Genomic DNA, 22,417 nt, shown 5'->3' on the forward strand with positions numbered 1-22,417 from the left:
TCGGATGCGGGTCAGGGGATTGGCTGACTGGGACAGTCCATCAGCGCCGTTCACCCCGGAGGATCCCATGCGCGCCGAGCAGGTCACCGACCCGATCGCCTACCACGGGGAGGGGCCGGTGTGGTCGGAACACTGGTCGGGAGACCAGCGTGCGGAACACGCCGGCCAGCAGGCCGGCCGACAGCGCGGCCCGCACGACGGACTGCGCTGGGTGGACATGCTGGCGGGAGATATCTTGTCCGTCTCTGAGGCGGGCGTGCACCGTCAGCACGTCGGCTCGGTGGCCGCGGCGGTCCGGCCGCGTGACGGCGGCGGTGCCGTGGTCGGGGTCGAGCGCGGGTTCGCCCTGCTCGACCCCGGCGGCGCCATCACCACGCTGCCCGAGGTCTGGGGGTCGGCTGCGGTGCGGATGAACGAGGGCGGCTGCGATCCTGACGGCCGGTTCTACTGCGGGTCCATGGCCTATGACCAGTCCCCGGGTGCAGCCTCGCTCTACCGATTGGATCCGGACGGTCGGGTGGAGGTGGTGTTCGGGGGTGTGACGGTGTCCAACGGCCTGGAGTGGAGCCCGGACGGCTCACTGGCCTACTACAACGACACCCCCACAGGGCAGGTGTCCGTGTTCGACTATGACGCCGAGAACGGCCTCAGGGACCCCCGGGTCTTTGCGCAGCTGCCCGACGGCGGCCTGCCAGACGGGTTGACCGTCGATGCCGAGGGCGGGGTGTGGGTGGCCGTGGTCAACCGGGGAGGCGTCCATCGGTACCGGCCGGATGGCCGGCTTGACGAGGTCGTCGAGGTGCCGGCGTCCAAGGTCACCGCGTGCACCTTCGGTGGCGAACACCTGGACCGGCTGTACATCACCACCTCCCAGGAGGACGTCGATACCGAGGAGGATCCGCTGGCCGGGTCCCTGTTCGTGGCCTATGCCGGGGTGCGGGGCCTGCCGACCCGGGTTTTCGCCGGGTGAGGCGCGTGAGGGGGTGCCTCGTGCTCCTCGCCTGCTGAGCCCCCGCACTGCCCTAGAATGGCCGGTGGCTGGCGGTGGCCACCGTATGCCACCAGCTCAGAAGCCCTACCCGAGGAGGAACCGGACCGTGTCCGAGGCGTCGCAGAACGAACTGATCACCGTCACCGTCAACGCGGAGCAGCGGGAGGTGACCTCGGGGACCACGGGCACGGAGCTCTTCGCCGACCAGAAGACCACCGTCGTGATGCGCGTGGACGGCCAGCTGCAGGACTTGAGCCGGCAGATCCCGGCGGGGGCCGACGTCGTGGGGGTGGATATCTCCGAAGAGGACGGCCTGAACGTCCTGCGCCACTCCACGGCCCACGTGATGGCCCAGGCCGTGCAGCAGCTGCGTCCGGACGCCAAGCTGGGCATCGGCCCGTACATCACGGACGGCTTCTACTTCGACTTCGACGTGGCCGAGCCCTTCACCCCTGAGGACCTCAAGACCCTCGAGAAGATGATGCTCAAGATCGTCAACTCGAGCCAGACCTTCTCCCGCCGTGTGGTCACCGAGGCCGAGGCGCGCCAGGCGATGGCGGACGAGCCCTACAAGCTGGAGCTGCTCGGCAAGCAGGATGACGCCGATGCCGTGGGGGAGGGCGCCAACATCGAGGTGGGCGCCGGGGAGATCACCCTCTATGACAACGTGGACCGCAAGTCCGGGGACACGGTGTGGTGCGACCTCTGCCGCGGACCGCACCTGCCCAACACCAAGCTGATCGCCAACGCCTTCGCCCTGACCCGCTCGGCCGCGGCGTACTGGCTCGGCAACGAGAAGAACCAGCAGCTGCAGCGCATCTACGGCACGGCGTGGCCTACCAAGGATGACCTCAAGGCCTACCAGGAGCGACTGGCCGAGGCCGAGCGCCGGGACCACCGCCGCCTCGGCGCCGAGCTGGACCTGTTCTCCTTCCCGGACGAGCTCGGCTCCGGACTGCCCGTGTTCCACCCGCGCGGCGGCATCATCCGCAAGGAGATGGAGGACTACTCGCGTCAGCGCCACACCGAGGCCGGCTACGAGTTCGTCTACACCCCGCACATCACCAAGCAGCACCTCTACGAGATCTCCGGGCACCTGGACTGGTATGCGGACGGCATGTTCCCGCCCATGCAGATCGACGAGCAGCGGGATCCCGCCACCGGCGAGATCACCAAGCCGGGGCAGAACTACTACCTCAAGCCCATGAACTGCCCGATGCACAACCTGATCTTCGCCTCGCGGGGGCGGTCCTACCGCGAGTTGCCGCTGCGCCTGTTCGAGTTCGGGCAGGTCTACCGGTATGAGAAGTCCGGGGTGGTCCACGGCCTGACCCGCGTGCGCGGCATGACCCAGGACGACGCCCACATCTACTGCACCAAGGAGCAGATGAAGGAGGAGCTGACCTCCACCCTGACCTTCGTGCTGGACCTGCTGAAGGACTACGGACTCAACGACTTCTACCTCGAGCTCTCCACCAAGGACCCGGAGAAGTACGTGGGCGAGGACGCCGTGTGGGAGGAGGCCACCCGCACCCTGGAGGAGGTCGCCACCGCCTCCGGCCTGGATCTCGTGCCGGACCCGGGTGGAGCGGCGTTCTACGGTCCCAAGATCTCTGTCCAGGCCAAGGACGCGATCGGCCGCACCTGGCAGATGTCCACCATCCAGCTGGACTTCAACCTGCCGGAGCGGTTCGACCTCGAGTACCAGGCCGCGGACGGCTCCCGCCAGCGGCCCGTGATGATCCACCGCGCCCTGTTCGGCTCGATCGAGCGCTTCCTCGGAGTGCTCACCGAGCACTACGCCGGGGCCTTCCCTGCCTGGCTGGCGCCCGAGCAGGTCGTGGCGATCCCGGTGGCCGAGGCCTTCAACGACTACCTGGGGGACGTGGTCGACCAGCTCAGGGCGCAGGGCATCCGTGCCCGCCTGGACGACGGCTCGGACCGGTTCCCGAAGAAGATCCGGACCGCGTCCAAGGAGAAGGTGCCGTTCGTGCTCATCGCCGGCGGCGAGGACGCCGAGGCCGGTGCCGTGTCCTTCCGCTTCCGGGACGGCAGTCAGGACAACGGGGTGCCGGTCGCGGAGGCCGTGGAGCGGATCGTGCGGGCCGTGAGGAATCGGGAGTCGCAGTGACATCCGGCCCGGAGGGATGTCCCGACGACGGCCCCGTCACCGACGACTTCCAGCTCGCCGGGACGCCGGACGGCTTCCAACGGCTGTGGAACCCGCACCGGATGGCGTACGTCCGCGGGGGACAGGACCAGGTCAGCGGCGAGTCCACCTGCCCGTTCTGTGCCGCACCCGGGCGTTCGGACGAGCAGTCGCTGATCGTGGCTCGGGGCGAGACCGCCTACGTGCTGTGCAACCTCTACCCCTACAATGCCGGCCACCTGCTGGTCTGCCCGTACCGCCACGTGCCCGACTACACGGACCTGACCCTGGAGGAGACCGCGGAACTGGCCCGGCTGTCCCAGGTGGCGATGATCGCCCTGCGGGGCACCGCCCGGGCCACCGGTTTCAATCTCGGGATGAACCAGGGCAAGACCGGGGGTGCCGGCATCGCGGCCCACCTGCACCAGCACATCGTCCCGCGCTGGGGCGGGGACGGGAACTTCCTGCCGATCATCGCGGAGACCAAGAACATCACGGTCACCCTGGACACCGTGCGTTCCGCCGTGGCCGGAGCCTGGGCGGGGGCCGAGGCCGAGTTCGATGCCCGGCAGGGCGGCTGATGCTCAACCGCTCCGCACGGGCCCTGTTCGCCCGGATCTTCACGCCGGTGGCCAGGTTCCTGCTGGCCCGCGGCGTCTCGGCGGACGCCGTCACGATCGTGGGGACGCTGGGCGTCACCTTCGGGGCGCTGGTGCTGTTCCCGATGGGCGAGCTGTTCTGGGGCACCATGGTCATCACGCTGTTCGTGTTCTCGGACGTCCTGGACGGCGTGATGGCCCGGCTGGCCGGCACCACCGGGCGGTGGGGGAACTTCCTGGACTCCACGCTCGACCGCGTCCAGGACGCGGCCGTCTTCCTGGGACTGATGCTGTGGTTCTTCGGCGCCGGAGACCTCTGGATCGCCGGCGCGGCCGCCGGCGCCAGCCTGGCGCTGGGCATGCTGGTCTCCTACGTCCGCGCCAAGGCCGAGTCGCTCGGGTTCGAGGCCAACACGGGCATCGCGGAACGGGCCGAACGGCTCGTGGTGACGCTCGTGTTCGCCGGCCTCACCGGTCTGGGGCTGAACCCGTGGGTGTTGACCATGGTGCTGGTGCTGCTGGCCGTGGCCTCCGCTGTCACGGTCGGCCAGCGGATGGTCACGGTGCGCCGACAGAGCAGGGCACAACCTCCCAGCTCCTGACCAGGCCTGGGGACTGCGTCACAATGGGACCATGAGCGAGCCCATCACCGGCAGCGACGAGGCTGTCATCGACCGTCCCCTGAACATCCCCGAGTACTTCCTCCTGCTCTGTCTGGACGAGAAGAAGGGGCGGTTGCTGCTGGACGGGCCGACCGCCGGTATGGGCATCGCCGGTGCGGCGATCACTGAGCTGGCCCGCCGGGGACGGCTCGAGGTGACGGCCACCACCGTGCGCTCGATCGAACACCCGGAACAGGTCTTCGCGGCGGACCGCAACCCCCCCGTCTGGGCCCGCACGCCCGATCTCGAATGGCCGCTGGAACAGGTCTGGGACATCATCAATGCCTTCACGCGGCACCGGGACGCCGAGCAGTGGATCAACCGCTTCTCCCGCCAATCCCTGCGTGATGCGGTCGCCGCCTCGCTGGTCAAACGCCGGATCGTGGAGGAGGGGGAGAGCACCGTGCTGTGGATCTTCCACCGCACCCGCTACATGGAGCGGGACCACCACTTCGAGCAGGAGCTGCGCGAGCGGATCCGGGCGGTGCTGATGGACGGGAGCCCGGCCGACGACCTCACCTGGCCGCTCATCTCCCTGTTGCGCACCACGAGACTCCTGCACCGGCTCTTCCCGGACGTGGACAAGGCCCACATCCGCGCCGCCGCCCTCACCCCCACCGGAAGTCCGGCCACGCAGCAGTCCATGGCGGAGGCGCTGCTGGCCACCGAGAACGCGGTGGCTGAGGCGCTCACCGCCACGACGGGCGGGGCCTCGGCCCTGGACTGAACGGTGCCGGGCTGACACTGTACGGTGCCGGACTGACAGGGCCCGCACCGCTCAGGGCGAGGCGATGTCCGCGACCGCCGCGCCGAGGGCATGGACCAGGTCCTCGGGGGCGAGCCTGACCTCCAAGCCGCGCAGGCCGCCCGAGACGAGGAGGGTCGGCAGGGCCAGGGCCGAGGAGTCCAGCACCACGGGACAGCGCTGCCGTTGACCCAAGGGGGAGATCCCGCCGACCACGTAGCCGGTGCGCCGTTCGGCCAGTGCCGGATCGGCCATGGTGACCCTCTTGACGCCCAGGGCCGCGGCCAGGGCCTTGAGGTCCAGGGTGCCCGCGACCGGGACCACCCCGGCGGCCAGGGAGCCGTCCGGCACCTGCACCATCAGTGTCTTGAACACGTGCCGGGGATCGGCTCCGAGTGCCGCCGCGGCCCGGAGGCCGTAGCCGGCATCGGCACCCGCACCGGTCCCCGGCGCGGACTCGTCCATCTCGAACTCCAGCACCTCGTGGGCGACGCCGGCCCGGTGCAGGGCGGTCAGGGCCGGCGTCGCCGCGGTGGGTCGCCGTGCCATGGTGATCGGACTCAGGCGGCCAGGCGGCTGGTGATGTTGCGCTTGATGCGCGCCAGCAGGGCGGACATGCCGCGCAGGCGCAGCGGGGTCAGTGACTTCTGCAGGCCCAGCCGGCCGGCCAGGTCCTCCGGGACCGCCAGGACCTCGGAGGCGGGAAGCCCGTCGAGACCCTGGGACAGCACCGAGGCGAAGCCCCGGGTCGTCGGGGCCTCCGGTGGGGCCGAGACGAACAGGCGGACGAGGGGATCAGGTGAGGGGCCGGCGTCGTGCCCTTCTGCCCCTGCTGTCCCGGCCGGCGCCTCCGGCGCCGGTTCCAGCTCGAGGGCCAGGAACAGCGGGGTCTGGCACTCGACGACCTGTTCCATCTCGTCCTGATGACCCTCGTAGCGGGGCGGCAGGCCCGGCAGCTCCTCGGAGAACTCGAGCAGCAGCTCCAGCTTCTCCGCATCCGGCACGGCCTGGAAGTCGTCGATGATCTCCTGCAGCTTCGCGGGGACGCTCATCGGACCGGTGCCTCGCCCGGCTCGGTGCCCACGGCGATCGGCAGGCGCACGGAGTTGCCCCACTCGGTCCAGGAGCCGTCGTAGTTGCGGACCTTCTCGTAGCCGAGAAGGTGACGCAGCACGAACCAGGTGTGGGACGAGCGCTCACCGATGCGGCAGTAGGCCACCACGTCGTCGGACTCGCCCACGCCGGCCTCGACCTTGTAGATCTGCTCCAGCTCCTCACGGGACTTGAACGTCCCGTCCTCGTTGGCGGCCCTGGCCCACGGCACAGAGGCGGCGGTCGGGATGTGGCCCCCGCGCAGGGTGCCCTCCTGCGGGTAGCCGTCCATGTGGGTGGTCTCGCCGGTGTACTCCAGCGGCGAGCGGACGTCCACGAGCGGGGCGCCGAAGTGATCCAGGACGTCCTCGCGGGAGGCGCGCTCGGTGGAGTCGTCCCGCTCGATGACGGGGTAGTCCACGGCGGTGACCTCGCGGACCTCCTTGGTGGTCTCGCGCCCCTCGGCGATCCACTTGTCCCGGCCGCCGTCCATCAGGCGGGTGTCCGCGTGCCCGTAGAGGGTGAAGACCCACAGGGCGTAGGCGGCCCACCAGTTGGACTTGTCGCCGTAGAACACCACCGTGGTGTCCCGGCTGATGCCCTTGGAGCCCAGCACCCGGGCGAACTCCTCGGGTCCCACGAAGTCGCGGGTGACCGGGTCATTGAGCTCCGTGTGCCAGTCGATCTTCAGCGCGCCCGGGACGTGGCCCATGGAGTAGAGCAGGGTGTCCTCGTTGGACTCGAGGACGACCACGTTCTCGTCGCCGGAGTGGTCCGCCACCCACTGGGTGGAGACGAGCTTCTCCGGGTGTGCGTAGGCGGAGAAGTCGGTTGCGTCGGTCGGGGTGCCGGGGGAGGTGGTGGAATCCGCAGTCATGGTGCGTACATTACGCCACAGGGGCGGGAGGTATTCACTGAGGTGACCCTTCATTGAGCCGCGGTGTGCGGCGGTAGAGTTACCGACGCAGTCACCAGCAGTACCCCGCAATACAGCGCAGTATCACTGCAGCGCCCTTCACCAGCACCAGAACCGTCACCGTCCAGGATGGAGCAGCCCGTGGCCGAGATCGTCCACCTCGCCGACCGCACCCCGCAGGTGTCCGCCGAGGACCTGCTCGCCGGCTTCCATCCCTCCTACCGCTTCGGGGAGGTGTCCTTCGACACGTACATCCCGGATCCGTCCCACCCCTCCCAGGCCGAGGCCGTGAACCGGCTGCGGGAATTCGCCGCCTCCATCTCCGGCCGCCGCGGTGGTTCCGGTGGCCGGTCCGCCGGCTCCGGCGGTGGCCTGTTCGGCTTCCTGAAGGGCGGCAAGTCCGGGGGGAAGGCCGGGAAGAAGGGCGCGACGTCGGCCACCGGCATCTACCTGGACGGCGGCTTCGGTGTGGGCAAGACCCACCTGCTGGCCTCCACATGGCATGCCGCCCCGGGGCCCAAGGCCTTCGGCACCTTCGTGGAGTACACCAACCTGGTGGGCGCGTTGTCCTTCCGGAAGACCGTGGACGTGCTCAAGGAGTACACCCTGGTCTGCATCGACGAGTTCGAGCTGGACGATCCGGGGGACACGGTGCTGATGTCCCGGCTGATGCGGGAGCTTGCCGATGCCGGTGTGAAGCTCGTGGCCACGTCCAACACCCTGCCGGGCTCCCTGGGTGATGGTCGCTTCGCGGCCCAGGACTTCAAGCGGGAGATCCAGGTGCTGGCCGAGCAGTTCGACGTGGTCCGGGTGGACGGCGAGGACTACCGCCACCGCGGGCTCACCGCGGCTCCCGCCCCGCTGGAGGACGACCAGCTGGAGGCCGTGAGGGCCGAGCGTTTCCCCGAGGCCGCCGTCGTCTCCGAGGACGACTTCGCCGACCTGACCGCGAACCTCACCCGCGTCCACCCGAGCCGCTACCGCAAGCTGGTGGAGGACGTCGACGTCATGGTGCTGCACCACGTGGAGACCATCTCCGAGCAGGCCATGGCCCTGCGGTTCGTGGTCCTGGCGGACCGGCTGTATGACAAGGACGTGCCGGTGATCGCCTCCGGGGTGCCGTTCGACCAGCTCTTCACCGAGGAGATGATGGGCGGTGGATACCAGAAGAAGTACTTCCGCACGGTCTCCCGCATGACCGCCCTCGTCCGTGAGGGGCAGATGGGGGAGACGGGGCTGTAAAGCCACTCGTGCGGGCAAGTGGCGGAGGGCTGCGTCTCCCGGACGCGGCGACCGCGGTGGAGACCTGGGACGGCCTGGGTGTCGTCGCGCCGGCACCCACGAGCCGCCGCTTCGCCCGGCTGGAACGGAAGGCCACCAGCGAGTGGCAACTTCTCTGAACCCCTGAGGGGAGAAACGGCGACTGCGGTCTATGCTGCAGACGACAATGGCCGCTCCCGAGCGGGTGCGGCCATTGTCCTCGCGGAGCGGATGACGAGATTCGAACTCGCGACCTCCACCTTGGCAAGGTGGCGCTCTAGCCAACTGAGCTACATCCGCAGGATCAGGCTATCCCGGATTCGGGATCCTGTCCGTGCGCGATACTGGGATCGAACCAGTGACCTCTTCCGTGTCAGGGAAGCGCGCTACCGCTGCGCTAATCGCGCCCATCAGCCCCGGAGAACCGGAACCGCTGAGATGCAGGTCCCCATCCTAACGGATGAAAACCGATGCGAGGTGGGGACGGGATTCGAACCCGCGTACACGGCTTTGCAGGCCGTTGCCTCGCCTCTCGGCCACCCCACCAGGGATTGGAGACTTGCGAGCGGATGACGAGATTCGAACTCGCGACCTCCACCTTGGCAAGGTGGCGCTCTAGCCAACTGAGCTACATCCGCACAGAAAACCGGTGACCGGAAGAACCAGTCACCGTGATTTCCAACGAGAGATCACTCTAGTGCACCCGGCGCGGGATCGTCCAATCGGCCCAGCTCCCGGCGTGTTCCGCCCCTCCTTCTCCCTCCCCGCTCGCCCTGGCCGGTCCCCGGCCCGCGCTTATCCCGTCCGCGACCGGTGGGACAATGGATGACCATGACGCAACCCCAGCTCGCCCACCAGACCGAATACGGACGCATGTACGCGCGGAGCCTGTCCGGTGTGCCCGAGGTGCCGTCCATCACCACGGTGATCGCCCAGCAGAACACCGATCTCAGCGGGTGGGTGGGGCACATGGCGGCCACCGCGGTGATCGAGGATCCGCGCCTGACCCAGGCCGTGGGCTCGCGGCCCCAGCTCAAGACGGTGGCGAAGCAGGCCTCCAACGCGGCCGAACGCTTCCGGGACGACGCCGCCGCGCGCGGGGACCGCGTCCACAACTACGCCGAACAGGTGGGACTGCGCGCCCTGGGCCGGCCCCATGAGATGGCCGCGATGCGCGAGGTGCTGGCCGAGCATGGCGAGGCGGCCTACGCGGACCGCTTCGACGAGTGGTGGGACCTCTTCGACGTCCGCCCCCTGGCCACCGAGCTGACGGTGTGGAACGGCACCGTGGGCTACGCCGGCACCCTGGACCTCGTGGCCTCGATCGGCGGACGGACCTGCATCGTCGACTACAAGACCAAGGGCACCGGCCGGGACGGCAGGGTCAAGCCCCTCGACGCCAAGGTCGTGATGCAGCTCGTGGCCGGGCTCAAAGCCGAGGAGTCCCTCGTGGATCCGGTGTCCGGGAGCTGGGAGCCCTGGCAGTACGGCGACGCCCCCGTGCTGCTGGGCGTGGCCCTGGGACAGACCGAGGTGGTGGCACATCAGGCCAATCCCCAGGTGCTGCCGGACCACTGGCGGAAGTTCTGGGCCCTGCGCCAGGTCTGGGGCCACTCCCGGGCCGCCGACGCCGCGGGCCCCGCCCTGCGCCCCCTTGGCCCGCCGCCGCCCACCACAGGCGAGCAGCCCGGCCCCCAGGGGGAGGGCGGCGCCCCGGCCACCACGGCTAAGGTGGGCGCGTGACCGTCCTGCCCATTCGCACCGTCCCCGATCCCATACTCCGCACCGCCGCCGATCCGGTGGCGGGTTCAGAGCGTGACCTGCACCGCCTGGTGCAGGACATGTTCGAGACCATGGACGACGTCGGCGGCGTGGGTCTCGCTGCACCCCAGGTCGGCGTGGGGCTGAGGATCTTCACCTTCGACGTGGAGGACCAGCGTGGACACGTGATCAACCCGGTCTTGCAGACCGGCGGGGACGTGGTGACCGAGCCGGGCGAGGGATGCCTCTCCGTCCCGGGGCTGCACTACAACCCCGTCCGCTTCGCCGAGGCCACCGTCACCGGCACCGACCGGGACGGCGAGCCGGTCGAGTATCACGGCACAGGACTGACCGCCCGGTGCTTCCAGCACGAGGTGGACCACCTGGAGGGCATGCTGTACATCGACCGGCTCACCGGAGAGGACCGCAAGGACTCCCGGCGCAAACTCCGCGACCCCGCCTACGGCCGGATCTCCACCTCCACCCGGGCCGACCGTGCCTCCACCATCAGCTCGAGCTTCGGGGGGTTCCGGTGAGCGCGGCACAGGTCCCAGCACCGTCCCCGGCGGAGGGCCGCATCCTCTTCGCCGGCACCCCGGCCACAGCGGTCCCCTCCCTGGATGCCCTCGTGGCGGCCGGCTTCACCGTGGCGGCCGTGCTGACCCGGCCCGACGCCCCTGTCGGCCGCAAGAAGGTCCTGACCCCCTCGCCCGTGGCCGCTCGGGCCGCCGAACTGGGACTGCCCGTCCTCCACGCCTCTCGCCTGACGGGCGAGCCGGGCCGGGAGACCCTCGAACGGATCGCCGCGCTGGAACTGGACGCGGCCGCCGTCGTGGCCTATGGGGCCCTCGTGCCCGCCGCCGGCCTGGCGCTGCCCCGCCTCGGCTGGGTGAACCTGCACTTCTCCCTGCTGCCCGCCTACCGTGGGGCGGCCCCCGTGCAGCATGCGGTGATCCAGCAGGAGACGCAGACCGGCGCCTGCGTGTTCCAGCTCGAGGAGGGTCTGGACACGGGCCCGGTGTTCTCGAGGATCGTCCGGGACCTGGCCCCCGGGGAGACCGCCGGGGACGTGCTGGCGGAGCTGGCCCTGTCCGGCGCGGACCTCCTGTCCCGGACCCTCACGGACCTCCTGGCCGGAGACGCCACCGCCGAGCCCCAGCGCGGGGAGCCGACCTTCGCGCCCAAACTCGACCAAGCCGACGGGTTCATCGACCCCGCGCGACCGGCAGCCGAGGTGGCGGCCCGCATCAACGGGACCACGCCGGAGCCCGGTGCCTGGGCATGGTTGGACGACCCGACGGCGCCGGTGCGCGTCAAGCTCGCCGGAGCCGTCGCCGAGGAGGCGCCCGGGGCGGCGGCCGGAGCCGCACCCGGCGACCTGGTCCGGGACCGCCGGACCGTCCACCTGCAGTGCGCCGATTCCGCGGTCCGCCTGGTCCAGGTCCAGCCGGCCGGCAAGAAGCCCATGAACGCCGCCGACTGGGCCCGTGGCCTACCCGCAGGGGCCCGGTTCCGGTCGGCAGAGGAGGAGACGCCATGATCGCAGAGCGCCGGAACAGCGGCCCGGGGGACTCCGGGGCGAGGAAGTCCTCCGGCCGGGGGCGGTCCCAGGACCGCCGTGACGAGAAGGGCCGCACCCGCAACCGCGGGACCTCCGGCGGGCCCCGGCAGTTCTCGTCCTCCGCGCCGTCGAAGCGCACGCGCCAGGCAGACCCGGCGCGGCTGGCCGCCTTCGAGACCCTGACGGCGGTCAGCCGGGATGACGCCTACGCCAACCTCGTGCTACCAGGCCGGATCGCGGCCCACCGCCTGGACCAGCGCGATGCCGGATTCGCCACCGAGCTGGCCTACGGAGCCCTGCGAGGGCAGGGCCTCTACGACGCCGTCCTGGCCGTCTGCGTGGACCGGCCCCTGGCCCAGCTGGACCGCCCCGTGCTGGACGCCCTGCGTCTCGGGGCCCACCAGCTCCTCGCCATGCGCGTGCCCGCCCACGCGGCGCTCGACTCCACGGTGGCCCTGGTCCGCGACCAGATCGGCGCGGGTCCGTCCGGATTCGTCAACGCCGTGCTGCGCAAGGTCACGGTCCAGGACCGGGAGGCCTGGCTGGATCGGCTCGCGCCCCTGACGCCCCAGGACGCCGAGGCCGCCACCACCCCGGACGACGTGCTGGCCATCCGCCACTCCCACCCGGTCTGGATCATCCGGGCCCTCCGGCAGTCGCTGGCCAACCACGGCCGCCCCGCGGACCGTGTCAAGGCAGAACTCGTGGACCTCCTGGAGGCGGACAATGCCGCCCCGGTCGTCAATCTCGTGGCCCTGCCCGGCCTGGGTGATCTGGACCCCGTGCTCGAGGCCGGCGCGGAGCCCGGTCCGCTGGCTCCGGACTCGGCCTTGTACCACGGGGGCGACGCCGGCCGGTTGCCCGGTGTGAAAGAGGGCACCGTCCGCGTCCAGGACGTCGGCTCACAGCTGACGGCCCATGCCCTGACGCGGGTGCCCCTGGGTGGCGAGGGCGGCGACGGCGGGGGCGAACCCGGCGACGCGACCGAACGATGGCTGGACCTCTGCGCCGGCCCCGGGGGCAAGGCCTCGCTGCTCGCGGCGCTGGCCCGCCAGCGCGGGGCGAACCTGCTGGCGAACGAACCCGCCGAGCACCGGGCCCGGTTGGTCGAGCGGGCCCTGGAGGCGGTACCCCGGCATGCGGACTCCGGGGAGCCCACCTGGTCGGTGCGGTGCGGCGACGGCCGTGAGCTGGACCCGGAGCACGCGGAGTCCTTCGACCGCATCCTCGTGGACGCCCCCTGCACGGGGCTGGGCGCCCTGCGCCGCCGTCCGGAGTCGCGGTGGCGCCGTCAGCCCTCCGACCTCGGTCCATTGACCGAGCTCCAGCGCCAGCTCCTGGACTCCGCCGTGGGCGCGCTGAGGCCCGGGGGAGTCCTAGGGTACGTGACCTGTTCCCCCCACCCAGCCGAGACGGTGTTCCAGGTGCAGGACGCGCTCAGGCGCCATCCCGGACTGGAACTGCTGGACACCACGTCCTTCCTCACCGAGGTCGCCCCCTCCCTGACGGAGGCGGGCGGTGCCACCGGCCACCCCGGCTTCGGGGACGGCACCACCAGCCAGCTCTGGCCCCACCTGCACTCCACGGACGCGATGTTCATGGCCCTGTTCCGCAAGGCCGGGTCCCCCGCGTCCGGATCCCGCACGACCGGCTCCCACCAAGCCGAGGACTGAGAGCATGACCCCCGCAGCGGACCAGACCATCCACATCCATCCGTCCATCCTCTCGGCCGACTTCGCGCGGCTCGCCGAGGAGCTCGAGCGCATCCAGAACGCGGACGCCGTGCACGTGGACGTCATGGACAACCACTTCGTCCCCAACCTCACGCTGGGCCTGCCGGTGGTCAAGGCCATCCGGCAGGCCACGGACCTGCCCCTGGACGTCCACCTCATGATCGAGGACGCGGACCGATGGGCGCCGGAGTACGCCGAGGCCGGAGCCGAGTCCGTGACCTTCCACGCGGAGGCGGCCGCCGCGCCCATCCGGCTGGCTCGGGAGCTGCGCGCACGGGGCGCGAAGGCGGGGATGGCGCTGAAGCCGGCGACCGGCGTCGAGCCCTACCTGGACATGCTCGCGGAGCTGGACCTGCTGCTGATCATGACCGTGGAGCCCGGCTTCGGGGGCCAGCCGTTCCTGGACGTGGTGCTGCCCAAGATCCGGCGCGCCCGCGAGGCCCTGGACGGCGCCGGGGTGCCGGTGGCGCTGCAGGTGGACGGCGGGGTGACACGGGAGACGATCCTGCGCGCCGCCGAGGCCGGGGCGGACGTGTTCGTGGCCGGCTCGGCGGTGTACGGCGCGGAGGACCCGGCGGCCGCAATTGACGAATTGCGTCGTACGCCACTGCGCTGAGGGCGGAACGCCCTGCCGTTGTGGCAGAATCAGGTTCATCGTGCTCCGGGGTCGGTGTAAATCCGAACCGGCGGTCATAGTCCGCGACCCGCGCGTCGGCCCACACCCGTGGCCCCCGACCAGCGGTTGAACCGGTGGAATTCCGGTACCGACAGTTAAAGTCTGGATGGGAGAAGCACGTGCAGCACCGCCGTTCCGGTCGGTGCGGCCTTGCGGTAGGCCCACAGGCCTACCCGGGACCGTTCCACGGGACGATTGAAGCAGCATGATCCCCCGGAGCCGCCGCGTTCCGAAGGAGGATTCATGGATTCCATGCGGTGGCTCGTCGACCTCTTCAACTGGTACATCCCGGTCGCCGGAGGCGGCCTGTTGATGCGTGAGGTATTCGGCAACATCTTCGGCCTGGCCTCGGCCCTGGGCGGCATGCGCCGCAAGGTCTGGGCGTGGCCCATCGGCATCATCGGCAACGTCATCCTGCTCACGGTGTTCCTGTCCGGCCTGTTCGGCGGCGCGGACACCGCGACCCTGCTGGGCCAGGCCGGCCGGCAGGTCATGTTCATCGCCGTCTCGGTGTACGGCTGGGTGCAGTGGCGCCGGGCCAGGGCCGAACGTGCGGGGCGGGATGGCGCGTCGGACCGGGACACGACCGCGATCGCCCCCCAGTGGGCCGGGCTGAAGGCCCGCATCGGCATCGTGGCGACCATGGCGATCGGCACCGTGGCGCTCACCCCGCTGTTCGCGGCTCTCGGTTCCTACGAGCCGGTCTGGGCGGACGCCTGGACCTTCGTGGGGTCCCTCGTCGCCACCTACGGCATGGCCCGCGGCTGGGTCGAGTTCTGGCTGGTGTGGGTCGCGGTGGACGTGGTGGGGGTGCCCCTCCTGTTCAGCGCCGGCTACTACGCCAGTGCGTTCATGTACATGTTCTACGGGGCCTTCACCCTGGTCGGCTTCTTCGTCTGGGTCCGCGCCAAGGCCCACGAGAAGCCCGAGGTGGAGACGGTCATGCCGGATCCGACGGTGCGAGTCCATGACAGCGCCCGGTAGCGCCGCCGGTCCGGTCGCGATGTCCGCCAGCCCGGAGGCGGCCCTGTCCCTCGCCGTGGCGGAGGCCCTCCGCGGGCACCGGGGCGCCAATCCGCTCGTGGGCGCGGTGGTGACCGGAGCGGACGGGGCGGTGCTGGCCACGGGATTCCACCGCGGGCGGGGTACGGCCCATGCCGAGGTGGCCGCACTGGAGCAGTTCGCCGCCACCTCAGGGATTCCGCCGGCCGAGGCCACCCTCTGGGTCACCCTGGAACCCTGCGACCACACCGGCTCCACCGGTCCCTGCACCGAGGCCATCCTGGAGTCGGGGATCCGGCGGGTGCGGTACGCCGTGGCGGACCCCACGGGGCACGACGGCGGCGGCGCGGCTCGGCTGCGCCGGTCCGGTCTCGAGGTGGAACAGATGGGTCCAGCGGTCACGGAGACCTCCGGCGCCGACGGGCTGAACCACCGGTGGCTTCAGGCCCGAGACGCCGGACGCCCCTTCGTCACGGCCCACCTGGCACAGTCCCTGGACGGCCGCGTGGCCGCCGCCGACGGCACCAGCCAGTGGATCACCGGCACGGAATCCCGCCGCCATGCCCACACCGTGCGAGCCCGGGTGGACGCGATTGTCGTCGGCACCGGGACCGTGGCGGCGGACGACCCGCGCCTCACGGCACGGGACGCCGCGGGCCACGAGCTGGCCGTCCAACCGGTCCCCGTGGTCCAGGGGCGCCGTGAGGTCTCCGTGGATGCTGCCCTGCGCCGCGGTCCCGAAGGGGCCCCCCGGGGCTGGATCCACGTCCGGGAGCACGATCCCCGGGCCGTGCTCGACCGCCTCCGGCAGGCCCGGACCGCGTGGCCGCACGGCGGCGACCGCCCGGGGCACCTCCTCATCGAGGGCGGGCCCACCGTGCTCGCCGCCTGGCTCGGGGCCGGCCTCGTGGACGAGATGTTCGTCTACCAGGCCCCCCTGGTCCTCGGCGGCGGGTCCACCGGCCTCGACCTGCCTCACCTCACCACGCTCACCCAGGCCCTGCGCCTGCAGCCGGACCCGGCCGAGAACGGCGGACTCAGCCGCCTCGGCGAGGATGTCCTGCTGCACTACGCGGCCCACTGAACCCACACGTCTCTGACTGCCCGAAGGAAGCCCCATGTTCACCGGAATCATCACCGAGCTCGGCACCATCACCGCGCTGGAGCACCATCCCGAGCGGGACTCCGCCCGCCTGACCATCCATGCGCCGGAGTCGGTCGCCGACCTGCCCCTGGGAGGATCGATCGCCGTCAACGGCACCTGCCTCACGTCCACCTCCGCCTCAGCCGGGGACAGCGTGGTGGTGGACGTCATCGGCGAATCCCTGCGCCGCACCACCACGGGCGGGCTGTCCGCCGGAGACCGGGTCAACCTGGAACGGTGCATGCCCGCCTCGGGTCGGTTCGACGGGCACATCGTGCAGGGCCACGTGGACGGTACCGGCACCATCGCCAAGATCGAGGTCCACGGTGACTGGCGGCTGATCCGCGTGGCCCTGCCCGCCGGGCTCGGACGCTATGTGGCGGAGAAGGGCTCCATCGCCGTGGACGGCGTATCGCTCACCGTCACCGGCGTCAGCCCGCCCGGCGCCGGTGACGGTCCGGACGGTGCCGACGACTGGTTCGAGATCGGGGTGATCCCCGCCACGCTGGCCCAGACCACCCTGGGTGCGCGCACCGTGGGGGACCGGGTCAACCTCGAGGTGGACGTGGTGGCGAAGTACGCCGCCCGGCTGACGGACTACGACCGTGCCGCGGAGGCCACCCGATGACCCCGGCAGGAGCCGGACCGATCCGGCTGGACCCCATCGAGGTGGCGATCGCCGCCATCGCGGCCGGCCGGGCCGTCGTCGTGGTGGATGACGAGGACCGGGAGAACGAGGGCGACATCGTCTTCGCGGCGGACGCCGCCACCCCCGAGACCGTCGCCCTGACCGTTCGCTACACCTCCGGCGTGCTGTGCGCGCCGATGCCGGCCGCCGTCGCCTCCCGGCTGGACCTGCCGCCCATGACGGCGCGCAACGAGGACCCCAAGGGCACCGCGTACACCGTCTCCTGCGATGCCGTCGCCGGGACCACCACGGGGATCTCCGCCGCCGACCGGGCCACCACCCTGAAGGTCCTGGCCGACCCCTCGGCCACGGCGGAGCTCATCAGCCGGCCGGGCCACGTGTTCCCCCTCGTGGCGGCCGCGGGCGGCGTGGCCGAGCGGCGGGGCCACACCGAGGCGGCCGTGGACCTGTGCCGGCTGGCCGGCCGGGCCCCCGTGGGGGCGATCGCCGAGCTCGTCCACGACGACGGCACCATGATGCGCCTGCCCGCGCTGCGCGACTTCGCGGACCGGCACGGGATGCCCCTGGTCTCGATCGAGGACCTGGTGGCCCATCTCGGGCCGTCCGTGGACGCCGAGCCGGTCGCGTTGCCGGACACGAGCACCCCCACTGTCGAGCTGCCCACCCGCTACGGCACCTTCCGCGTCTCCGTCCACCCGGACCCGGAGACCGGCGCCGAGCACGTGGTGCTCCAGGCGCCGACGGGTCGCCGTGATCCCGCCGGACCGGCGGCCGCATCGAGGGCCTCAACCGCTCCGCTCGTGCGGCTCCACTCCGAGTGCCTGACCGGGGACGTCTTCGGCTCCGAACGGTGCGACTGCGGGGCCCAGCTGGACCACGCCCTGCACCAGGCGATGGCCGAGGGCGGCACGGTGATCTACCTGCGGGGCCACGAGGGCCGGGGGATCGGGCTGGCCAACAAGATCCTGGCCTACGCGCTCCAGGACTCCGGGATGGACACGGTGGCCGCCAACGAGCATCTCGGCCTGCCGGCGGACGCGCGTAGCTATCGCTCCGCCGCCACGATCCTGCAGCGCCTGGGCCTGGACCGCATCCGGCTGGTGACCAACAATCCGGACAAGGCGGACCAGTTGGAGCGGGCGGGGATCATCGTGACCGAGGTCATCCCGAGCCCGGCACCCGTCACCGAGCACAACCGCCGCTACCTGACCACCAAGCGGGACCGCATGGCCCACCGCCTGGCCGGGGACCTGGTCCCCGAGCGGACCAGCATCACACCCGACACCACCACCATCACCACAGGAGGCACCGCATGAGCGGACACGGAGCACCCCAGGGGCTGGACGCCCAGTTGAAGCAGGGCCCGACGACGGCCGGCCCGGCGGATCTGCGCGTCGCCGTGGTGGCGGCCCAGTGGCATGAACGGATCATGGACGGGCTGCTGGACGGCGCTCGCCGGGCGGCCGCGGAGGCCGGGATCGCGATCACGGAGGTCCGCGTTCCGGGGACGTTCGAACTGCCCGTCGCGGCGGCCCGGCTCGCCACCCGGTTCGACGCCGTGGTGGCACTCGGGGTGGTCATCCGGGGCGGCACGCCTCACTTCGAGTACGTCTGCACCGGCGCGACGCAGGGACTTGTGGACGTGTCCGTGCGGACTGGCACCCCGGTGGGGTTCGGCGTGCTGACGTGCGACACGGAGGAGCAGGCCCTGGATCGCGCCGGACTGGAGGGATCCACTGAGGACAAGGGCTACGAGGCCTTCCAGGCCGCGGTCCTGACGGAGCTCGTGCTGCGACCCGTCTCCTAGCCTCCCGTCACATAGGGCGGCACCGGTCAGAGGCACTGCCCGCTGGTGGCTACCCTTGAAGAGTGAAAACCTTCGATGAACTCTTCGACGAGCTGAGCCGGAAGGCCGAGACCAGGCCGGAGGGTTCCGGGACCGTGGCCGAACTCGATTCGGGGATCCATGGGATCGGCAAGAAGGTCGTGGAGGAGGCCGCCGAGGTGTGGATGGCCGCCGAGTACGAGACGAAGGACGAGGCGGCTGAGGAGATCTCGCAGCTGTTGTACCACCTGCAGGTCATGATGATCGCCAAGGGCCTGACCCTCCAGGACGTCTACCGGCACCTCTGAACCGCCGTCCGCCCACCCCACCGGGCGCACCCCACCCTGCCCACCGCACCGAGCACACGCCCCCCAGCACAACAGGAGAACCAGCACCCATGCTGCGCATAGCCGTTCCGAACAAGGGGGCCCTCTCCGAGGCCGCCCGAGACATGCTCCAGGAAGCCGGATACCTCCAGCGGAGGGACTCCAAGGAACTGGTCATGATGGACCCGGAGAACCACGTGGAGTTCTTCTACCTGCGTCCCCGGGACATCGCGGTGTACGTCGGCCAGGGCACCCTGGACATCGGCCTGACCGGGCGCGACCTGTTCCAGGACGCCCAGGTGGGCGGCTCCGCCGAGGAGATCATGGCGCTGGGATTCGGTCGGTCCACCTTCCGCTTCGCGGCCCCCGTCGGCCGCTTCAGCTCCCTGGCGGACCTCGAGGGACGGCGGATCGCCACCAGCTACGACGGCCTGCTGGAGGACTACCTCGCGACCCAGTCCGTGAAGCCGGAGATGATCGTGCACTTGGACGGAGCGGTGGAGTCGTCGGTGAACCTGGGCGTCGCGGACGCGATCGCGGACGTCGTGGAGACCGGCAGCACCCTCAAGGCGGCCGGCATGGAGACCTTCGGGGAGCCGATCATGCGCTCCGAGGCCATCATCATCGGCCAGACCGGCCGCCGTCCCGAGGGACTCGACGTCCTGCTGCGGCGGCTCCAGGGTGTCCTGGTGGCCCGCCGGTACGTCATGATCGACTATGACGTCAGCCGCGCGAACCTGGAGGCGGCCACGGCGGTCACCCCGGGGCTGGAGTCGCCCACCATCTCCCCACTGCAGGACGAGAACTGGGTGGCGGTCCGGTCCATGGTCAAGCAGGAGGACACCAACAAGGTGATGGACGAACTCTACGACCTCGGGGCGCGCGCCATCCTGGTGTCCGCAATCCACGCCATCCGCCTCTGAGACGTCCACGACCGGGAAGGACCGAACACATGACCGTTGCCGTCCGGGTGATCCCCTGCCTCGACGTCGATGCCGGCCGCGTCGTCAAGGGCGTCAATTTCGAGGCCCTGCGGGACGCCGGCGATCCGGTGGAGCTGGCCCGGCGCTACAACGAGGCCGGCGCCGACGAGCTGACCTTCCTGGACGTCACGGCGTCCACCGCCGACCGCGCCACCACCTATGACGTGGTCTCGCAGACGGCAGAGGAGGTCTTCATCCCCCTGACGGTCGGCGGCGGCGTGCGGACCGTGGAGGACGTGGCCCGGCTGCTGACATCGGGAGCCGACAAGGCCTCCATCAACACGGCCGCCGTGGCCCGGCCGGAGGTCATCAACGAGATCACCCGGCGATTCGGCTCCCAGGTCCTGACCCTCTCGCTGGACGCCCGCCGGACGGACGACCCGCAGGTGGCATCCGGCTTCGAGGTCACCACGCACGGCGGACGGCAGGGGACCGGCATCGACGCCGTCCAGTGGTGCCGGGAGGCCTCCGAGCGGGGCGTGGGCGAGATCCTGCTGAACTCCATCGACGCGGACGGCACGCGGGAGGGCTTCGACCTGGAGATGATCCGCGCCGTGCGGGCGGTCACCACCGTCCCCCTCATCGCCTCCGGGGGAGCCGGAGCGCCGGAGCACTTCCCGCCGGCCATCGAGGCCGGGGCGGACGCCGTGCTGGCCGCCTCGATCTTCCACTTCGGACCCGTGGACATGATCGCCCGGGTCAAGGACGCGATCCGGGAGGCCGGCCATTCCGTTCGCTGACGCCACCGGCATCTCCGCCGTCGACCTCCAACACCTGACCATGCTCGGCTGGCCCGCCGTCGAGTCCCAGGAGGTCGGCGGCTGGACCGTGCGCTTCTCCTCCGGGATCACCCGCCGGGCCAACTCCGTGGTCTCCACGGCGATGCCCGCGGACGTGGCCGCCCTGGACTCGGCGGTCGACGAGGTCGAACGCCGCAGCGCGGAGCGCTGGCTGGCCCCGACCTTCCAGCTGTGGCAGCCGGCGTCGGGCTCCTGGCAGGAAGGCCGCGCCGCCGGTGAGATCCCGGATGCCGAGACCGACGCCTTCTTCGAGGGTCAGCAGCGCCTGGGGGACCTGCTCGACCGCCGGGGCTACCAGGAGGTGGCCCCCACCCGGGTCCTCTGGATGGACCGGCAGGACTTCCCTCCGGACACCAAGTGGGACCGTCGCATCCTGGTCAGCGAGACGCTCAGCCAGGACTGGCTCTCGGCGTCCCTCCGGTCGGCCGCCGGGGAGGACGAGGCCAGCCGCCTGGTGCATCGCCGCCTGCTGGGCGGCGGCCGCAGCCGGTTCTACAGCTGCCTGGACGCCGCGGGAACCATCGGCGGCGGAGCCAAGCTCTCCCTGGTCACGCCCGAGGGCTCGGGGCGGACCTACGCCGGGATCTATGCGCTGTGGGTCCGGGAGGACCTGCGCGGCCAGGGGCTCTCGGCCCTACTCGTGGACGCCGTCTTCAACCACCTGGTGCGCCTGGACGTGTCCGGGTGCTGGCTCCAAGTCGAGGAGCGCTCCACCCGCGCGCTGGCGGTGTACCGGGCTGCCGGCTTCAACACCGTGGCCCGGTACCGGTACCTGACCCGCCCGAACTAGCCCCCCCACTACTCCGCGCATCAGTCCACGAGCACGAGGGCGTGGCCGCGTCGGCCGAAGCCGTGCATCACAAGCTCCCCGGCCGGCCCGGCGATGGTCCGGGAGGACCCGTCCCGGGACGCGGGACGGGCGACGACGCGCTGCCCGGTGCTGCGCGCCAGCACGACCCCCGTCGGTTCGGAGCGGTACATCAGCCGGGCGCGCCGCGTGAATTCGGCGAACAGGGCGTTGGCGTAGTCGTCGGCGAGATGCCGGGGCGCCCAGCGGTCCTGGGCCCGCCGGACGTCCTCGGTATGGACGAAGAACTCCAGGAGGTTCGTCGCCTGCGCCGCCTTGCGCGCGGCCCTGGTGTCCTTGAGTCGGCCGGAGATCTCGCCGGAGAGCCCCGCGGTCCGGGCGTGACCGCGGAGCCGTGCCGGTGGTTGGGGGCCGGCGGCCACCCGCTCCGTGAGCCGCTGATAGGCGTCCGGTGTGGACGCCGAGTCGCCGAGGGCCTTGGTCCTGCGCTCGAGGGAGCGGGCCAGGGGCGGGAACAGCAGGCCCGCCACGAGGGGTGAGTTCTCCCGGAGCACGATGTGGGCCGCCAGGTGCTCCGTGTTCCATCCCTCACAGAGCGTCGGTCGGCCCGGACCGGCGGACAGCAGCGCCTCGACGAGTGCGTCCCGCGAGGCGGCGGTGAAGTCACGTCCAGGTGTGGTGCCGGAGGTCCGGTCGGCGTGGGTACCCATAACAGGGCCAACGCTACACGGAGCC

The 22,417-nt window shown here is 71.1% G+C and carries 24 protein-coding genes, 4 tRNA genes and 1 riboswitch; of the genes, 20 read left to right on the forward strand and 8 right to left on the reverse strand.

What is annotated here, in order from left to right:
- Positions 1 to 67: 67 nt before the first annotated feature.
- The 5 genes from RE421_RS10290 to RE421_RS10310 all read left to right on the forward strand — a co-directional run bounded on the left by RE421_RS10290 (position 68) and on the right by RE421_RS10310 (position 5,128).
- Positions 68 to 970: an SMP-30/gluconolactonase/LRE family protein gene (locus RE421_RS10290; RefSeq protein WP_309809408.1), complete on the forward strand. Its 903-nt coding sequence runs from the start codon at positions 68 to 70 to the stop codon at positions 968 to 970.
- 127 nt (positions 971 to 1,097) lie between these two features.
- On the forward strand, positions 1,098 to 3,122 hold the full coding sequence (gene thrS / locus RE421_RS10295) for a threonine--tRNA ligase (RefSeq protein WP_396134483.1): 2,025 nt from the start codon (positions 1,098 to 1,100) through the stop codon (positions 3,120 to 3,122).
- On the forward strand, positions 3,119 to 3,721 hold the full coding sequence (locus tag RE421_RS10300) for an HIT domain-containing protein (protein ID WP_309809412.1): 603 nt from the start codon (positions 3,119 to 3,121) through the stop codon (positions 3,719 to 3,721). The genes thrS and RE421_RS10300 overlap by 4 nt, the downstream gene beginning before the upstream one ends.
- Complete coding sequence (gene pgsA, locus RE421_RS10305) at positions 3,721 to 4,341, forward strand: phosphatidylinositol phosphate synthase (RefSeq protein ID WP_309809414.1); 621 nt, start codon at positions 3,721 to 3,723, stop codon at positions 4,339 to 4,341. Before RE421_RS10300 ends, pgsA begins: the two co-directional genes overlap by 1 nt.
- A gap of 31 nt (positions 4,342 to 4,372) precedes the next feature.
- The gene (locus RE421_RS10310) at positions 4,373 to 5,128 is read left to right on the forward strand and encodes a GPP34 family phosphoprotein (protein WP_309809416.1); all 756 of its coding nucleotides are present in this window, start codon (positions 4,373 to 4,375) and stop codon (positions 5,126 to 5,128) included.
- Between the two features lie 51 nt (positions 5,129 to 5,179).
- Here RE421_RS10310 and ybaK read toward each other — a convergent pair whose 3' ends face one another.
- From ybaK to RE421_RS10325, 3 genes are read right to left on the reverse strand one after another with little or no spacing between them, the layout of a single operon-like run.
- A complete protein-coding gene (gene ybaK / locus RE421_RS10315; RefSeq protein ID WP_309809418.1) occupies positions 5,180 to 5,695 on the reverse strand; it encodes a Cys-tRNA(Pro) deacylase in 516 nt (171 codons plus the stop codon).
- Positions 5,696 to 5,706: 11 nt separating this feature from the next.
- The gene (locus RE421_RS10320) at positions 5,707 to 6,198 is read right to left on the reverse strand and encodes a SufE family protein (protein ID WP_309809420.1); all 492 of its coding nucleotides are present in this window, start codon (positions 6,196 to 6,198) and stop codon (positions 5,707 to 5,709) included.
- Complete coding sequence (locus RE421_RS10325; RefSeq protein WP_309809423.1) at positions 6,195 to 7,115, reverse strand: sulfurtransferase; 921 nt, start codon at positions 7,113 to 7,115, stop codon at positions 6,195 to 6,197. Before RE421_RS10325 ends, RE421_RS10320 begins: the two co-directional genes overlap by 4 nt.
- 180 nt (positions 7,116 to 7,295) lie before the next feature.
- On the opposite strand from RE421_RS10325, the gene zapE reads away from it, so the two are divergent.
- Complete coding sequence (zapE, locus tag RE421_RS10330; protein WP_309809425.1) at positions 7,296 to 8,396, forward strand: cell division protein ZapE; 1,101 nt, start codon at positions 7,296 to 7,298, stop codon at positions 8,394 to 8,396.
- A gap of 244 nt (positions 8,397 to 8,640) precedes the next feature.
- On the opposite strand, the gene RE421_RS10335 is transcribed toward zapE, so the two are convergent.
- From RE421_RS10335 to RE421_RS10350, 4 genes are all read right to left on the reverse strand, one after another.
- Positions 8,641 to 8,714: transfer RNA gene (locus tag RE421_RS10335), tRNA-Gly, on the reverse strand.
- A gap of 35 nt (positions 8,715 to 8,749) precedes the next feature.
- Positions 8,750 to 8,821, reverse strand: a tRNA-Val gene (locus RE421_RS10340).
- Between the two features lie 68 nt (positions 8,822 to 8,889).
- A tRNA-Cys gene (locus RE421_RS10345) sits at positions 8,890 to 8,960 on the reverse strand.
- 18 nt (positions 8,961 to 8,978) lie between these two features.
- Positions 8,979 to 9,052 (reverse strand) — tRNA-Gly (locus tag RE421_RS10350).
- A 193-nt stretch (positions 9,053 to 9,245) separates the two neighbouring features.
- On the opposite strand from RE421_RS10350, the gene RE421_RS10355 reads away from it, so the two are divergent.
- The 14 genes from RE421_RS10355 to RE421_RS10420 all read left to right on the forward strand — a co-directional run bounded on the left by RE421_RS10355 (position 9,246) and on the right by RE421_RS10420 (position 21,664).
- A complete protein-coding gene (locus RE421_RS10355; protein ID WP_309809427.1) occupies positions 9,246 to 10,157 on the forward strand; it encodes a cytochrome in 912 nt (303 codons plus the stop codon).
- Positions 10,154 to 10,711 carry a peptide deformylase gene (def, locus tag RE421_RS10360; RefSeq protein WP_309809429.1) on the forward strand — a complete coding sequence of 186 codons (558 nt, stop codon included), beginning with the start codon at positions 10,154 to 10,156 and terminating at the stop codon, positions 10,709 to 10,711. Before RE421_RS10355 ends, def begins: the two co-directional genes overlap by 4 nt.
- Positions 10,708 to 11,715 (forward strand): methionyl-tRNA formyltransferase, encoded by a 1,008-nt coding sequence (locus RE421_RS10365; protein ID WP_309809431.1) that lies wholly within the window; start codon positions 10,708 to 10,710, stop codon positions 11,713 to 11,715. Before def ends, RE421_RS10365 begins: the two co-directional genes overlap by 4 nt.
- Positions 11,712 to 13,409 (forward strand): transcription antitermination factor NusB, encoded by a 1,698-nt coding sequence (locus tag RE421_RS10370; RefSeq protein WP_309809432.1) that lies wholly within the window; start codon positions 11,712 to 11,714, stop codon positions 13,407 to 13,409. The genes RE421_RS10365 and RE421_RS10370 overlap by 4 nt, the downstream gene beginning before the upstream one ends.
- A gap of 4 nt (positions 13,410 to 13,413) precedes the next feature.
- Positions 13,414 to 14,085, forward strand: coding sequence for a ribulose-phosphate 3-epimerase (gene rpe / locus RE421_RS10375; protein WP_309809434.1), 672 nt, complete (start codon positions 13,414 to 13,416; stop codon positions 14,083 to 14,085).
- 37 nt (positions 14,086 to 14,122) lie between these two features.
- A riboswitch (FMN riboswitch) is annotated at positions 14,123 to 14,267 on the forward strand.
- Positions 14,268 to 14,388: 121 nt separating this feature from the next.
- Positions 14,389 to 15,129: a nicotinamide riboside transporter PnuC gene (gene pnuC / locus RE421_RS10380; RefSeq protein WP_309809436.1), complete on the forward strand. Its 741-nt coding sequence runs from the start codon at positions 14,389 to 14,391 to the stop codon at positions 15,127 to 15,129.
- The gene (ribD, locus tag RE421_RS10385) at positions 15,113 to 16,231 is read left to right on the forward strand and encodes a bifunctional diaminohydroxyphosphoribosylaminopyrimidine deaminase/5-amino-6-(5-phosphoribosylamino)uracil reductase RibD (RefSeq protein WP_309809438.1); all 1,119 of its coding nucleotides are present in this window, start codon (positions 15,113 to 15,115) and stop codon (positions 16,229 to 16,231) included. Before pnuC ends, ribD begins: the two co-directional genes overlap by 17 nt.
- Before the next feature lie 34 nt (positions 16,232 to 16,265).
- Positions 16,266 to 16,919: a riboflavin synthase gene (locus RE421_RS10390; protein WP_309809440.1), complete on the forward strand. Its 654-nt coding sequence runs from the start codon at positions 16,266 to 16,268 to the stop codon at positions 16,917 to 16,919.
- Positions 16,916 to 18,256, forward strand: a complete 1,341-nt coding sequence (gene ribB / locus RE421_RS10395) for a 3,4-dihydroxy-2-butanone-4-phosphate synthase (protein WP_309809442.1) — start codon at positions 16,916 to 16,918, stop codon at positions 18,254 to 18,256. The genes RE421_RS10390 and ribB overlap by 4 nt, the downstream gene beginning before the upstream one ends.
- Positions 18,253 to 18,747 (forward strand): 6,7-dimethyl-8-ribityllumazine synthase, encoded by a 495-nt coding sequence (ribH, locus tag RE421_RS10400; protein ID WP_309809444.1) that lies wholly within the window; start codon positions 18,253 to 18,255, stop codon positions 18,745 to 18,747. Before ribB ends, ribH begins: the two co-directional genes overlap by 4 nt.
- Before the next feature lie 62 nt (positions 18,748 to 18,809).
- A complete protein-coding gene (locus RE421_RS10405) occupies positions 18,810 to 19,073 on the forward strand; it encodes a phosphoribosyl-ATP diphosphatase (RefSeq protein WP_309809446.1) in 264 nt (87 codons plus the stop codon).
- Between the two features lie 89 nt (positions 19,074 to 19,162).
- Complete coding sequence (hisG, locus tag RE421_RS10410) at positions 19,163 to 20,014, forward strand: ATP phosphoribosyltransferase (RefSeq protein WP_309809449.1); 852 nt, start codon at positions 19,163 to 19,165, stop codon at positions 20,012 to 20,014.
- 29 nt (positions 20,015 to 20,043) lie between these two features.
- Positions 20,044 to 20,814 carry an imidazole glycerol phosphate synthase subunit HisF gene (hisF, locus tag RE421_RS10415; protein ID WP_309809451.1) on the forward strand — a complete coding sequence of 257 codons (771 nt, stop codon included), beginning with the start codon at positions 20,044 to 20,046 and terminating at the stop codon, positions 20,812 to 20,814.
- Positions 20,815 to 20,854: 40 nt separating this feature from the next.
- Complete coding sequence (locus RE421_RS10420) at positions 20,855 to 21,664, forward strand: GNAT family N-acetyltransferase (protein WP_309809453.1); 810 nt, start codon at positions 20,855 to 20,857, stop codon at positions 21,662 to 21,664.
- Positions 21,665 to 21,684: 20 nt separating this feature from the next.
- Here RE421_RS10420 and RE421_RS10425 read toward each other — a convergent pair whose 3' ends face one another.
- The gene (locus tag RE421_RS10425) at positions 21,685 to 22,392 is read right to left on the reverse strand and encodes a TIGR03085 family metal-binding protein (RefSeq protein ID WP_309809454.1); all 708 of its coding nucleotides are present in this window, start codon (positions 22,390 to 22,392) and stop codon (positions 21,685 to 21,687) included.
- Between the last annotated feature and the right edge of the window lie 25 nt (positions 22,393 to 22,417).

It is taken from the genome of Citricoccus sp. I39-566 (genome assembly GCF_031432995.1).
Lineage (GTDB): Bacteria > Actinomycetota > Actinomycetes > Actinomycetales > Micrococcaceae > Citricoccus > Citricoccus nitrophenolicus_A.